Below are 14,796 nucleotides of genomic sequence, written 5' to 3'. Positions count from 1 at the left end.
AGGCAGGATGAGCATATGACTTTAGAGGAGCTGAGAGTAAAGATAGACAGCATCGATGATGCCTTGTTAGAACTCTATAATCAACGTATGGAGTTGGTACATCAGGTAGGCGAAGTGAAGAATACAACCGGTGCACCTATCTACCGTCCTGAACGTGAACAGGCTATTCTGAACCGCTTAAAAAGTCAAAATAAAGGAAAACTGACCGATCAGGCGATAGACGCACTCTTTTTAGAGATGTTTGCCGTGGCCAGAAATCTTGAGCTTCCTGAAGGTGTAGCCTATTTAGGGCCTGAAGCAAGTTTTACGCATCAGGCAGCCGAGAACAAGTTTGGAGCCATGAGTGCATACTTGCCTATCAGCTCTATCCCGGGTGTGTTTCGTGAAGTCAAAAAAGGCACAGCAAAATTTGGAGTCATCCCTATAGAAAACTCGTCTAACGGCATTGTCAGTGATACGATCAATTGCCTGGACGAGTATGACCTTAAGATCATTGCCGAAGTGTGCCTGGATGTACATATGGCCTTTGCCACAGTCAGTGATGATATCACAAAGATCACAAAGATCTACTCTAAAGATATCGCTTTTGGACAATGCCGTAAGTTTCTACAGGACCTGGGATTAGATGAAGTAGAACATATCCCTGTGGAATCTACCGTGAAAGCGGCAAAACTTGCCCTAAAAGATGACACTGCTGCAGCACTCTGTCCTGCAGTGGCAGCAAAATTAAATAACCTGCCTATACGTTTCAATAATGTAGAAGATGATACGAACAACAGAACACGTTTTTTCATTATCTCTGACTTTGAAAATGCGGCATCAGGGAACGATAAAACCTCTTTACTGGTAAGGCTTTCGAATAAACCGGGTTCTTTAGTGAATTTTCTGAATGATTTTGAAGAGGCACATGTGAACCTGACAAAGATCAAGTCGCATATCGTAGAGGGGGAGTCGATCTTTTTTATAGAATTTCATGGGCACCAAAATGATACACATATCAAACCTATTTTGGAAAAACATAAAGATGAGATCAAAATATTAGGTTCTTATGTGAAAGAGATAGACGATATTTAAAATAAGCAGTAAGCAGGGATGGAGAAGAATCAGTATGAAATTTAACAAAGTATTAGAGAACATTCAAACATATGAAGCAGGTAAACCTATAGAGCTTGTGGTACGTCAATTCGGTATTGCTGCGAAAGACGTGGTAAAACTCGCTTCCAATGAAAACCCGATAGGTACAAACCCGGCTATCGCCAAAGTGATCAGGTCCAATGCTGACATCGCGCACCTGTATCCTGATGACAGTATGTTCGAACTTAAGGCCGCATTGAGCAGAAAGTTTCATGTCCATGATGACAATATCATCATCGGTGCGGGTTCTGACCAGGTGATAGAATTCGTTTCTCGTGCACTCTTGGATGAAAACGCTTCTGTATTGATGTCTGCAGTGACCTTTGCCATGTATGAGATCTATGCAAAGCAGATGGGTGCAAGAATCCTTCGTACGGCAAGCTATACGCATAAGTATGATGAATTTATGGAAGCCTACCGTATGCATAGACCAAAGATCATTTACCTCTGTACACCGAACAACCCTACAGGGGATGCGACAAGTAAAGAAGAGGTCTTAAAGATCATTCATGCAGTAGATAAGGATACACTGGTCGTTGTGGACGGTGCCTATATGGAGTATGCTGCAGCCAAAGATCCACAATATGCGATCACGCCAAATGACCTGTTGGAGTATGAGAATGTCATCTATCTGGGTACATTTTCCAAAGCACATGGTCTGGGCGGTATGCGTGTAGGATATGGTATCGCACAGGCCGAACTGATCAAAGAACTGCATAAAATGAGACCCCCGTTTAATATCTCTACACTCTCTTTGGCCGTGGCCATAGAGGCATGCAAAGATAACAGTTTTGTAGAAGCGTCTATCGCACTGCATCAGGAGCAGATCAAACGCTACGAGGCTTTTGCAGAAGAACAGGGATTTGAATACATAGAGAGTTATACGAATTTCATTACCTATATGTTTGATGAAAGTATGGATGCCACAAAGATAGCGGATGCGCTGCTTAAACGCGGTGTCATCATCCGTAACCTTGCCTCCTATGGAATGAATGCCATGAGGATCACGATAGGCACAGCAAAACAAAATGATGTCTTCTTTAAACATTTTTTAGAAGTGATAGCTTGAAAAAAGTTGAGGTGGTCAAAGCAGATGAAGTAGAGGTGAAGCCTTTTATTTTAGATGATTTTATCCAACACAAGGTCCAGCAGAATACGATGAACAAAGTAACGAAAAAAGAACTGAAAAATTTGGCAGATGATCTAGGTTTGGTGTATGATGATGCCCAGATCGTTTTCACAAAAAAACTGCTGAGTGCCTATTTGCTAGGGAAATAAAAAGATGATAGATATAAAAGCACATTCCATAGACGAACTCAATACTTTAGCCGGAGAGATCAGACAAAAGATATTGGATACGGTAAGTAAAAACGGTGGACACCTGAGTTCTACTATGGGTGCAACAGATCTTATCGTGGCTATGCATAAAGTGTTTGATGTAGAGAAGGACCCTTTTATTTTTGATGTCAGTCATCAGGCATACGCCCATAAACTCTTGACGGACAGATGGGACAGGTTTGATTCTTTACGACAGTTTGGCGGTATCTGCGGATATACCAAACCCAAAGAATCCAAGTATGATTATTATGTGGCAGGGCACAGTTCGACCTCTATTTCACTGGCAGTGGGTGCAGCCAAAGCCATAGCACTGAAAGGTGAAAAAAGGATACCTGTTGCCTTTATCGGTGATGGAAGTATGAGCGCTGGGATGGTGTATGAGGCCCTGAACGAACTGGGAGACAGAAAATACCCTGTAGTGATCATCCTGAACGACAATGAAATGAGTATCGCCAAACCCATCGGTGCCATCAGTAAACTGCTTTCTCAAACGATGGCCGGTTCATTTTATCAGAAATTCAAGGGCAGGGTAGAAAAGGTCCTGGATCATCTGCCTGAAGGTGCGACCTATATGGCAAAACGGTTTGAAGAGTCTTTCAAGCTCATTACGCCGGGTATTATATTTGAAGAGATGGGTATCGAGTATATCGGACCCGTGGACGGACACGATATTGAATCCCTTATCGAGACGATGGAAGTCGCCAAAGCATTAGGCAAACCGGTACTCATACATGCACAGACCACTAAAGGGAAGGGGTACGAGATCGCTGAAGGGACCAAAGAGCATTGGCACGGGGTCAGTGCTTTTGACCTTAAAACAGGTGAAACGCCTAAAAAAACCGGAGTGGCTAAGGCTGCAACCGCTATTTTTTCCGATACCCTGGTAGAACTTGCAGATGAAGATGGCAAAGTGGTCGGTGTGACAGCTGCAATGCCAAGCGGTACGGGTTTAAGTGCTGCCATTAAAAAATACCCTGAGCGTTTTTGGGACGTTGCCATCGCAGAGCAGCATGCTGTGACCTCTATGGGGCCATTGGCAAAAGAAGGATTTAAACCTTTCTGTACGATCTACTCCACATTCTTGCAACGCGGGTATGATCAGGTCATCCATGATATCGCGCTCATGGACCTGGGTGTCGCATTCGCGCTGGACAGAGCAGGTATTGTGGGAGAGGATGGAGAGACACATCAGGGTGCTTTTGATATCTCTTATTTAAGGGGCATTCCTAACATGACGCTGCTGGCACCCTACAATGAAACAACGATGAAGCTCTGTATGCAATTTGCCAAAGAGTATGACCACCCTTGTGCTTTTAGATATCCTAGAGGGGCATTTTTGGCAGAAGACACAGAGAGTCCGGCCTATGAACTGGGGAAGTCCGTTTTGCTCAAAGAGGGTGAAGAGATACTCTTTATCGGGTACGGTAATGGTGTCGGACGTGCCCAAAAAGTGGCCGAACTGGTTGAAGCAGATCCTGCCGTGCTGGACCTGCGTTTTGTTAAGCCATTGGATGAAGAGATGCTTGTGGATTTAAGCACTAAGTATAAAAAATGGTTTGTTTTTTCTGATTCTGCAGCACAGGGGGGCGTGGGTTCAGCGATCCTGGAACTTTTAAGTCAAAAAAAGATTCAGGATGTGGCATTGACAACATTTGAGTATTCTGATGCATTTATCACCCATGGTAATACCAGGTTGGTAGAAGAGTCTTTGGGGATACTGCCGGAGCAATTGGCACAAAAGATCATGTAGAGGAGGCTTCTTCTACATGAAAGCTGTATTTGATACAGTACCTTTTGAGGTATTGTATCAAGTTCAGTGACAGTGAACAAATATTTCAAAATTCTCTGAGCCGAATGGCGAAACTTGACCGAAAATCATTGAGTGATTTATCGGCATCGCTCTTTAGAGCAGAAGTGAGAGGTATCAAAGGGCAGCTTCTCTGGAAAATTGAAGCATTGCTTTGCCATACTTCAATGAGAATTAATTAAAGGAAAAAAATGGCTAACGAATACATTTTTACAAGTGAATCGGTAACCGAGGGTCATCCGGATAAAATGGCTGATCAGATCTCAGATGCTATACTTGACTATATCATCGAAAAAGATCCACAGGCAAGAGTGGCTTGTGAAACGTTACTGAGTAATGGTTTTTGTGTTATTGCAGGAGAACTAAAGACAACAGCGTATGCGCCGATGCAAGAGATTGCAAGAGAGGTGGTAAGAGAGATAGGGTACACGGATGCAAGTTATGGGTTTGACTATAGGTCTGCAGGCGTACTCAACGGCATAGGGGAGCAGAGCCCGGATATCAACCAGGGTGTGGATCAGGCTTCAGGTGAGATCGGCGCGGGTGACCAGGGATTGATGTTCGGATATGCCTGTAATGAGACCAAAGAGCTGATGCCTTTGCCTATCTCATTGGCACACAAGATCACAGCCAAACTGGCGGAAGTCCGTAAAAATGGTACTGTCCCGTTTTTACGCCCGGATGGTAAAGCACAGGTTTCAGTGAAGTATGTAGAGGGAAAACCTGTTGCGATAGATACGATCGTTGTTTCAACGCAGCATCATCCTGAAGTGACGCTTGAACAGGTACAAAAAGCGGTACTTGAAGAAGTGATCAAAGCCGTTATACCGGCAGAGCTGATGTCTGATGATATTACCTATCATATCAATCCTACGGGACGTTTTGTGATCGGCGGTCCTCAAGGAGATGCCGGACTTACAGGTAGAAAGATCATTGTCGATACCTATGGTGGTTCTTGTCCTCATGGCGGGGGAGCTTTCTCTGGAAAAGATCCTACAAAAGTGGACCGATCTGCTGCATATGCGGCAAGATACGTAGCGAAAAACCTTGTGGCTGCAGGTGTATGTGACAGAGCAACACTGCAGATAGCCTATGCGATCGGTGTAGCCAAACCGGTCTCTATCTATGTAGATACACATGGCACCGCAACAGTGGACGAATCTAAGATCACAGCGTGCGTAGAGTCACTTTTTGACCTGACACCTAAAGGTATTATGGATGCATTGGATCTGCTTAAACCTATATACCGCAGAACTGCAGCGTACGGTCACTTCGGAAGAGAAGAAGAAGGTTTTAACTGGGAGAAGACAGACAGGGTAGAAGATATCAAAAGATATTTAAATATTTAGTGTTTAATATAGTGTAATAAATGAATCATTTTTATACACTTTAACAAATTATCTAATGGGTTTAAAGTTTTTTTAAATATCTTTAGCTATAGTTTCCTATCTTATATAAAAAGGAATAAATATGGCAGTAATTATTGGTGATACATGTATAAACTGTGCAGCTTGTATTGACGAATGTCCAGTAGAAGCAATCGTAGATGAGGATGATAATCCAACGGGTGAGGAGTACTACTATGTGTACCCTGACAAATGTGTTGAGTGTGTAGATCACTTTGATTCTCCAGCATGTGCAGAAGCATGTCCAACTGAAGGTTGTATTACTTGGGATATGCCGTTCACTGCTGAGCACAAAGATTACTTCAATGGTGAAAACTACATTGATGGTCTAAACTATGTTATGGAGAACCCAGATGCTGAAATGCCAATGAGAGATGATATTTCTCTTGAAGACAGAGCAGCACATAGAAATGTTGTAGAAGACTAATTTTTAGTACTTTACAGAGACTACCTTCTGGTAGTCTCATTTATACCCCCCCCCTTAACCCTCTCAAAACTTAAACTTATTTTAATACTTTATTCGGTAAAATTCCGCCCGAATACTCTCCACTAAATTTCATATTGGAAGTAAATTAATCGCTTAGGAATATAAGTATGGAACAAACATTATCAATCATCAAACCAGATGCAGTAGCAAAAAATGTTGTAGGACAGATTCTTGCAAGATTTGAAGCAGCAGGCCTTAGAATCGCAGCAACAAAGAAAACAAGACTTTCTCGTGTAGATGCAGAAGCATTTTACGCTATCCACTCAGAAAGACCTTTCTTTAAAGATCTTGTAGATTTCATGATCTCAGGACCTGTTGTTGTAACAGTACTTGAAGGTGAAAATGCAATGGCTAAAAACAGAGAGCTTATGGGTGCTACGAACCCTGCAGAAGCTGAGCCTGGTACGATCAGAGCAGATTTTGCTGACAGCATCGATGCCAATGCAGTACATGGAAGTGATTCTGTTGAAAATGCAATCAATGAAATTAACTTCTTTTTTGCACAGAGAGAAATTCACTAAGTCAAAAACTATGAAAATAGTTTTTGACAAAATAGGTTCCACACCGAAACCCGTTGAAGTGAGTTCAGAGGGTGTGACACTGGTAGGGACTTTAAAGAAGAGTGGTTATCATCAAGTAACTTTAGATGCACACATGAGCGGCAGTATCGAGTTGGACTGTGATAGATGTGGAGACACATACAAGTATGACGTGGACAATAAACTGCAACTTAGACTGAGCGATATCGTATCCGAAGATAAAGATGATTTAGATATAATAGAGTTTTTAGATGGCGAAATAGATATTTCGTACATACTACAGAGCGAAATAAATACATTTAAAAATACTTATAACTATTGCAGCAAATGTGCCGATAGTGATGAAGATTTTGAAGTGGAATATTAAATAAAATTGTAACAAAGGACAAAAAATGGCAGTACCTAAAAGACGTGTGAGTCACACAAGAGCAGCGAAAAGAAGAACACATTACAAATTGACATTACCAATGCCAGTAAAAGATGCAGATGGAACATGGAGAATGCCTCACCACATGAATATGACTACTGGTGAGTACAAAAAAACTAAAGCGTAATCTTAATGATCAAGATCGCGATTGACGCTATGGGCGGGGACTTCGGTCCTGAGCCTATTATAGAAGGTGTGGTTCAAGCACTGGAAACTGAAAAATTCCTCCCTATTCTAGTAGGTAACACAGAAGAGATACGTTCTTTCCTTCCCCCGTATTATGCAGACAAAGTTGAAATTGTTGAAGCTACCGATGTGATATCGATGAGCGATCAGGCCACAGATGCACTCAAGCGTAAAGAATCATCTATCTATAAAGCGGTAGAACTTGTACGTGAGAAAGAAGCATCTGCAGTCGTTTCAGCGGGCCATAGTGGTGCAACCATGACATTGGCTACATTGCGTATAGGGCGTTTACCGCATATCTCCAAGCCTGCACTTGCCACATTGATGCCAAGTGTTGTGACTACTAAGACATTGGTACTGGATGTAGGTGCAGTCACAGACTGTACACCTCAGAACCTATATGAGTTTGGTGCGATGGGAGAAGCCTATGCTCAACAGATCCTAGGTATCGCCTCTCCCAAGGTAGGACTTTTATCTAATGGGTCTGAAGACTCCAAAGGTAATACGTTGACCAAAGCTGCCTTTAAACTGCTCAAAGGTTTAAAAGGCTTTGTGGGTAACGTTGAAGGTAGAGACATCTTTAACGGTAACGTGAATGTTGTTGTCTGTGATGGTTTTACAGGTAACATTCTACTGAAGACAAGTGAAGGTGTGGTATCGACCATCTTTACACTGATGAGACAACATATCCGAAAATCATTGCCGGCAAAGATCGGTGCACTGATGATGAAAAGAAAAGTGTTCGGAAATATGAAAAAGCAAGTCGACTATGCAGAGTATGGCGGTGCACCACTCCTGGGTATCAATGGATGTGCCATTATTTCTCATGGTAGTTCTAATGCAAAAGCCATCAAAAATGCTATATTCCAGGCGATACGCTATACCGAGTCAGATGTCAATAAAACCATAGAAACGCTTCTATCTGATACCAAATAAGTCTAAGGTACCTACGTACTTTAGACCGACCACCCAGCGAAACTACCCCCTAAAACTTATAAATTTATGGTAAAATAACAGACTTTATATTATTCGTTAAGGACAACTATGTCACCAATAAAACCCATATATGCGGCATTCAGATCTATAGGTGCATACGTACCTGAAAAGATTTTATCCAATGCAGATCTTGAAAAGATGGTAGATACCACTGATGAATGGATCGTAAAGCGTACGGGTATCAAAGAACGTCATATAGCTGCAGAAGATGAGTATACAAGTGATATGGCTGCTAAAGCCTGTGAAGTGGCAATAGAGCGTTCAGGTGTAGCAAAAGAAGAGATCGATCTGGTCCTCTGTGCTACTGTAACACCTGATTATTTCAACATGCCTTCCACAGCCTGTCTTATCTCAGAGAAGATAGGTATCAGGGATGTTCAGGCTTTTGATATCTCTGCGGCATGCAGTGGGTTTGTCTATCTTCTGACTATCGCAAAGGCGTTTATTGAGTCAGACATGAAAAAAAATGTGCTGGTGGTGGGGGCAGAAAAATTCTCTTCTGTGGTCGATTATACAGACAGAAGTACATGTATCTTGTTCGGAGACGGTGCAGGTGCTGCGGTGATCTCGGCTACATCCAATAAAGACGAAGCATTTATTGACATCCATGCAAGTGCAGACGGATCCTATGCGGACTTTTTGGTGACACCTGCACCTGGTGCTGTGCATCCTGCAAGCCAGGAAGTGATAGATCAAGGGTTGAACTTTGTACAGATGAAGGGAAATGAAACCTTTAAATTGGCAGTAAAAACGTTGACAAAAGATGTCAAAGAGATATTGGCCAAAAATAAGATCAATGCGGATGATATACCGCACTTTATCCCGCATCAGGCAAATTACCGTATTATCAAAGCAGTGGGTGATGCGCTGAAGATGAGAGAAGATCAGGTGGTGCTTACCGTAGGGAAATATGGAAATACTTCTGCAGCGTCCATACCTATGGCATTGAACGATATCTGGGAATCGGGAAGACTGCAAACAGGTGATCTCATGTTACTCGATACTTTCGGTGGCGGACTGACGTGGGCAAGTGCACTGCTTCCATTTACCGGAAAAGCAAACACTAAGTAGGAGAGAACGTTGAAAATCGGGTTTATCGGTGACATCGTAGGTAAACCTGGACGCTTGATGATCAAACGCCATTTAACACGTCTCAAACAAGAACATTTTGTAGACTTTATGATAGCCAACTATGAAAATGCGAGTCATGGTTTTGGTCTCACTGAAAAAAACTGTATTGAACTACTGGGATACGGCATCGATATGATGACGGGAGGAAATCACAGTTTTGATAAAAAAGAGATCCTTGAGATCTTTGAGAGTTATCCCCTGATACGCCCCATGAACTATCCTAAGGCTACACCGGGCAAAGGTATCTATGAAACAACGCTCCTGGGACATAAAACAGCGATCTTAAATCTTATGGGACATTACACCATGCCTTTGGCCGATAATCCATTTACCATGATCGTTGAAGAGGTAGAGAAGCTCAAAGCACAAGGATTCAAACACATCATCCTTGATATGCATGCGGAAGCAAGTTCAGAGAAACAGGTCATTTTGCATATGCTCAAAGAGGATGTCTCTGCGATACTCGGGACACATACCCATGTCGCTACAGATGACCTGCAGATACACGATGGCTGCTGTTATGTGACAGATGTGGGTCTGACCGGGTGCAGGGACGGAGTTATCGGGATGGATTCAGAAATCCCTCTTAAACGGGTGCTTACAGGTATTGGAGGTCATTTCAACGTACCTGATGAGTGTAAAGCATTGCTTCAAATGGTTGTGTTTGAACTTGATGATAATGGGCGCTGTATAGGGGCTGAGAAGATCAAGATCTATGACGATAAACCTAAGATTGTGACACAGGCATGGATAGATACCTAAAGAGCGCTTTTCTCCCTAGGTATTACGTTTGATCCTTACTTTTTTGGGGTCAAAGAGAGCGATAGCTTCTTTGATCATGGGTTCTTCAAGCAGAGTGGAAGGGTCTTTCTCTTTGGCTGCTTCAGTCTCTCCGGCTTCAGGAGCGATGCATGAACTTTTCATTTCGATATCTTCTATCATGGAGGCAGCATCTGCATCCTGATGTGCAGGGATCTCATTTGGCGGCTCTTCTGTTTCTTCCTTTAGGGTTTCGCTACTTACTTTTTTTTTAGGTATATTGACAATTTTGGTTTCAAAACCAAAAATATCTTTCACGAACATATTGATCAATCCCCAATGGGTAATGAGCATTTTTTTATCTTCGCCTTCTGCCATAGAGGCCCATGTAAGTTTATGATCTTCAAAGTTCTCAAAAGCAATATTACGTTCAAAACAGGCACCCAGATCATAGTCCCTGTCATAGAGTTTTTGTACCAGGGCATCGAATGTTTTTTGATGGGGGTTTATGGTCGGTGTCGAGGGCTGTGTGACTTCTGGCTGGGTCATCGGTTGTATATCGGCAGGAACTGTTTCTTCTTCCATCAGAGGCGTAGGCTCATGGTGCATGACCGGTGTTTCTCTGACCTCAGGTGAAGCTTCAGGTGTTCTCTCCTCTGCGACAGGCTCTGCTTGAGCTGCTGTAGTTTTGGGAAGTGAAGCGTCGATCTCCTCTTCAGTGATGGTGATGATCTCAGAGGGTGCTGCAATGTCCTTTGAAGGAGCGGCCACCATAATTTCAGAGACTTCAATCCCTTTAAGTTCCTGTTCCAACCCACGTATCATGGTATCTATATCTTTGATCTCCAAAGATTCCATCATTTTAAAGAGTGTCAGGGAGAGTACAAATCCATTATCACTTCCCAGAGCGAGTAAACTTTTGGATTCAGCGATCACCCTGAAGAAACGCTCTATGATCATCGGGCTGAATCTGCCTTTGGCATTGAGCAGCAGATCTTTGAGATAGAGTGTCAGTTCATCCAGTATCATTTCTGCTTCATAATCTGCTGCCATTTTGATAAAGGCCAATACTTTTGCCGTATCTTTAACCATAATGTCAGAGAGCAGTGTTTCCAAATGGCTGGGTTCAATGATGCCAAGCATCCCTGTGACCGTATTGACATCGACAAAGTTCTTGGAGTAGACAATGGCCTGATCCATCAGTGTAAGCGAATCTCTCAGACTCCCCGCTCCAGAACGCGCTATGATGTCCAGGGCATCTCTTTCATACTCTATGTTCTCCAGATCCAAGATATGCTCCAAGTGTTTGAGTACAAGGTTTTGAGGAATTTTTTTGAACCTGAAATGCTGCGTACGAGAAAGGATGGTGGCAGGCAGTTTCAGAGGATCTGTCGTTGCCAGTATGAACTTGACAAAATCAGGCGGCTCTTCCAGCGTTTTAAGCAGGGCATTGAACGCCTGATTGGTAAGCATATGGACTTCATCGATGATAAAGATCTTGTAGCGTGCGGAGCTTGGCTTGTATTTGGTATGTTCTATAAGGTCTTTGATGTCATCGATACCACGGTTGGAAGCAGCATCCATCTCGATGATATCCATATGGCTGCTTTCACTCGCCATCATACAATGTGTACAGGTACCGCAAGGGTGGGAAGTCTCACCTTTCTCACAGAGTAAAGCTTTGGCAAAGATACGTGCGGTAGATGTTTTTCCACTCCCCCTAAGTCCCGAAAAAAGATAGGCGTGGGAGAGTCTGTTCCCCTCAAGTGCAAGTGAGAGTGTTTGTGAAACGGATTCTTGTCCGATGAGGTCATCGAAGGTTGCAGGACGGTATTTTCTTGCTAAGGCTAAAGACAAACAAACTCCTTGGTTTTATTGCTATTATTGTAGTTAAATTTTACTTTTGATTGGTATAAAACAGTTAAATATAAAGAGGAAAGTCAGAACAAAAAGTGGCAATAAAATGTTACCTAAGCTTGGATTGCGGATGTGCTGTAGAAAATCCCCCTGATACTCTGAGAGAAGGGTGAGATGCAGGATATCTATCCCTTTCAATTCATTTCTAACCCCATATTGGATATAATCTCCCTAATTAAATAATCACAACAATGAAGCGAGAAAATATGAGTTACAATCCAAGTGAGATTGAAGCCAAATGGCAAAACAGATGGGATGAGGAGAAGGCTTTTGAGCCGGATGATGCCTTAACAAGAAAGAAAAAATATATCTTGAGTATGTTCCCTTTCCCAAGTGGGCGTTTGCACATGGGACATGTACGTAATTATGCGATAGGTGATGCATTCGCACGTTACTATAGAAAACAGGATTTTAATGTACTCCACCCGATCGGTTGGGATGCGTTTGGTATGCCTGCAGAGAATGCTGCGATCAAACACGGCCGTCACCCTAAGGATTGGACCTATTCAAATATTGATTATATGAGAAAAGAGCTCAATGCACTCGGACTTTCATTTTCTAAAACACGTGAATTTGCGACCTGTGATGAACTCTATACGAAGTGGGAACAGGAGTTCATTATCAAGATGTTCGAAGAGAACCTGCTTTATCGTGAATCTACGACGGTGAACTGGTGTGAGGATTGTCATACGGTTCTGGCAAATGAGCAGGTGGAAGAGGGGTGTTGCTGGCGTTGTGACAATGAAGTACAGCTCAAAGAGATGCCTGGGTATTACCTGGACATCATCAAGTATGCAGATGACCTGCTTGAGGATCTAAAAGAGCTTGAAGGGAAGTGGCCTTCACAGGTACTGACGATGCAAAGCAACTGGATAGGTAAATCCCAGGGGCTCGAATTTGAATTTGAACTCAGTGCTGCGAGCAAAGAGAAATTGGGTGGACATTTTGACAAATACACGGTATTTACCACACGTCCAGATACGATCTACGGTGTCACATACTCTGCACTGGCAGCGGAACACCCTATCACGAAGTATCTTGTAGAGCATGATCTGCTTGATGAAGCTACAGCGCAGAAGATCACGCATATCGCCAACATGACAGAACGTGAAAGAGCACAGGCGGACAAAGAGGGATATCCTCTTGGTATCTCTGTGATCCATCCTCTTACCGGAGAGGAGATCCCTGTATGGACAGCGAACTTTGTACTGGCCTCTTACGGCGGCGGAGCGGTTATGGCTGTACCAGCACATGACGAGAGAGACTTCGAGTTCGCAAGCAAATATGATCTTCCGATCAAAAGAGTGATCAGCGGAGGGGAAGAACTGCCCTATACGCTTGAAGGAGAGCTTGTTGATTCTGCAGCTTTTACAGGGTTGGGCAATTACGAGGCTAAAGCGAAGATCATTGCGATGTTCGAAGAGGCAGGATTCGGAAAAGGCACGACAAACTTCAAACTGAGAAACTGGGGTGTCAGCCGCCAGCGCTACTGGGGTGCGCCTATACCTTTTGTACATTGTAAGAGCTGCGGACTCGTACCTGAAAAGATAGAGAATCTTCCTATCGCTCTGCCTGAAGATGTAGAGATCACAGGTGAGGGGAATCCTCTGGATAATCATCCGACATGGAAGCACTGTGCCTGTCCCAAGTGTGGTGAAGAGGCTGTACGTGAAACAGATACACTCGATACCTTTGTACAGTCAAGCTGGTACCAGTTCCGTTATGCGACCAACCCTAAGAAGTGGAATGAAGTCGGTATTGACAAAGAGGAAGCGAATTACTGGTTGGGAGTAGATCAGTATATCGGCGGGATCGAACATGCCATCTTGCACCTGTTGTATGCACGTTTCTTTACAAAAGTACTGCGTGATCTTGGTTACCATGATATCAATGAACCGTTTGAGAGGCTTTTGACCCAGGGAATGGTGCTGATGGACGGTGCGAAGATGAGTAAATCCAAAGGAAATACGGTAGACCCGGATGCACTGGTAGAGAAGTATGGTGCAGATACGGCCAGACTCTTTACCCTTTTTGCCGCACCGCCGGCCAAAGAGCTTGAGTGGAACGATTCCGCAGTAGAGGGTGCATTTAGGTTCATCAAAAAACTCTATGACAGAAAAGAGAAAGTGACACAGAACAGCTTGCCTCAGATCGATCAAGGGTCTTTGAGCAAAGAGGCAAAACTTGCCCGTGTCAAAGTGTATGAAGCCCTGCAAAAATCATCCGATGTCTATGAGAAGACATTTGCCTTCAATACACTCATTGCAGCCTGTATGGAAGCTCTGAATGCATTGGATAAACAAGATGATGGAGCTGTTTGGACCGAAGGGTTGTATATTATGCTCAACCTTCTTGAACCTATCATTCCTCATGTGACAACAGAACTGAGTGAAGTATTGTTCGGGCGTAAAAACCTGCAGTCGGTCCTTGAAGTGAAAGAAGAGGTCTTTGTGCAGGAGAGTGTTCTGTATGTCGTCATGATAGGCGGTAAAAAACGTACGGAGATAGAGGTGAACCCTTCTGCCACGCAAGATGAGATCCTGTCTGCAGCAAAAGAAGCCGGAGCAAAATGGCTTGAAGGCATGAGTATCGTCAAAGAGATCGTGGTACCGAATAAATTAGTGAATTTAGCGGTAAAACCAAGCTAAAAAAATATAAAAAGAGAGGGA

The 14,796-nt window shown here is 43.2% G+C and carries 14 protein-coding genes and 1 pseudogene; 14 read left to right on the top strand and 1 reads right to left on the bottom strand.

Annotated features, from left to right (window positions below; genetic code table 11):
- Positions 1–15 precede the first annotated feature (15 nt).
- The 13 genes and pseudogenes from pheA (at position 16) to LDM98_RS06965 (ending at position 10,213) form a co-directional block, all read left to right on the top strand.
- Positions 16–1,074: a chorismate mutase gene (gene pheA / locus LDM98_RS07025; RefSeq protein WP_223898637.1), complete on the top strand. Its 1,059-nt coding sequence runs from the start codon at positions 16–18 to the stop codon at positions 1,072–1,074.
- Between the two features lie 34 nt (positions 1,075–1,108).
- A complete protein-coding gene (gene hisC, locus LDM98_RS07020; RefSeq protein WP_223898635.1) occupies positions 1,109–2,203 on the top strand; it encodes a histidinol-phosphate transaminase in 1,095 nt (364 codons plus the stop codon).
- Positions 2,200–2,412, top strand: a complete 213-nt coding sequence (locus LDM98_RS07015; RefSeq protein ID WP_223898633.1) for a hypothetical protein — start codon at positions 2,200–2,202, stop codon at positions 2,410–2,412. Before hisC ends, LDM98_RS07015 begins: the two co-directional genes overlap by 4 nt.
- 4 nt (positions 2,413–2,416) lie before the next feature.
- The gene (dxs, locus tag LDM98_RS07010; RefSeq protein ID WP_223898631.1) at positions 2,417–4,222 is read left to right on the top strand and encodes a 1-deoxy-D-xylulose-5-phosphate synthase; all 1,806 of its coding nucleotides are present in this window, start codon (positions 2,417–2,419) and stop codon (positions 4,220–4,222) included.
- Between the two features lie 44 nt (positions 4,223–4,266).
- Positions 4,267–4,461, top strand: coding sequence for a hypothetical protein (locus tag LDM98_RS07005; RefSeq protein ID WP_223898630.1), 195 nt, complete (start codon positions 4,267–4,269; stop codon positions 4,459–4,461).
- Positions 4,462–4,470: 9 nt separating this feature from the next.
- Positions 4,471–5,628 carry a methionine adenosyltransferase gene (gene metK / locus LDM98_RS07000; RefSeq protein WP_223898629.1) on the top strand — a complete coding sequence of 386 codons (1,158 nt, stop codon included), beginning with the start codon at positions 4,471–4,473 and terminating at the stop codon, positions 5,626–5,628.
- Positions 5,629–5,749: 121 nt separating this feature from the next.
- Positions 5,750–5,959 (top strand): annotated as a pseudogene (locus LDM98_RS06995) (4Fe-4S dicluster domain-containing protein); the annotation flags it as partial.
- 320 nt (positions 5,960–6,279) lie between these two features.
- Complete coding sequence (gene ndk, locus LDM98_RS06990; protein WP_223891602.1) at positions 6,280–6,693, top strand: nucleoside-diphosphate kinase; 414 nt, start codon at positions 6,280–6,282, stop codon at positions 6,691–6,693.
- Positions 6,694–6,703: 10 nt separating this feature from the next.
- Entirely contained in the window at positions 6,704–7,078 is a 375-nt protein-coding gene (locus tag LDM98_RS06985; protein WP_223898628.1) for a DUF177 domain-containing protein, read from the top strand.
- Between the two features lie 25 nt (positions 7,079–7,103).
- A complete protein-coding gene (gene rpmF, locus LDM98_RS06980) occupies positions 7,104–7,265 on the top strand; it encodes a 50S ribosomal protein L32 (RefSeq protein WP_008244455.1) in 162 nt (53 codons plus the stop codon).
- A gap of 5 nt (positions 7,266–7,270) precedes the next feature.
- Complete coding sequence (gene plsX / locus LDM98_RS06975; RefSeq protein WP_223898627.1) at positions 7,271–8,260, top strand: phosphate acyltransferase PlsX; 990 nt, start codon at positions 7,271–7,273, stop codon at positions 8,258–8,260.
- Positions 8,261–8,368: 108 nt separating this feature from the next.
- Complete coding sequence (locus LDM98_RS06970) at positions 8,369–9,391, top strand: beta-ketoacyl-ACP synthase III (protein WP_223898626.1); 1,023 nt, start codon at positions 8,369–8,371, stop codon at positions 9,389–9,391.
- Positions 9,392–9,400: 9 nt separating this feature from the next.
- Positions 9,401–10,213, top strand: a complete 813-nt coding sequence (locus LDM98_RS06965) for a TIGR00282 family metallophosphoesterase (RefSeq protein ID WP_223898625.1) — start codon at positions 9,401–9,403, stop codon at positions 10,211–10,213.
- A 15-nt stretch (positions 10,214–10,228) separates the two neighbouring features.
- On the opposite strand, the gene LDM98_RS06960 is transcribed toward LDM98_RS06965, so the two are convergent.
- Positions 10,229–12,067 carry a DNA polymerase III subunit gamma/tau gene (locus LDM98_RS06960; RefSeq protein ID WP_223898624.1) on the bottom strand — a complete coding sequence of 613 codons (1,839 nt, stop codon included), beginning with the start codon at positions 12,065–12,067 and terminating at the stop codon, positions 10,229–10,231.
- A gap of 266 nt (positions 12,068–12,333) precedes the next feature.
- On the opposite strand from LDM98_RS06960, the gene leuS reads away from it, so the two are divergent.
- Entirely contained in the window at positions 12,334–14,775 is a 2,442-nt protein-coding gene (leuS, locus tag LDM98_RS06955) for a leucine--tRNA ligase (protein WP_223899069.1), read from the top strand.
- Positions 14,776–14,796 lie beyond the last annotated feature (21 nt).

The organism is Sulfurovum sp. TSL1, assembly GCF_019972135.1.
Lineage (GTDB): Bacteria > Campylobacterota > Campylobacteria > Campylobacterales > Sulfurovaceae > Sulfurovum.
The sequence above is the reverse complement of the archived record's forward strand: the minus strand, read 5'-3'. Positions and strand labels throughout refer to the sequence as shown.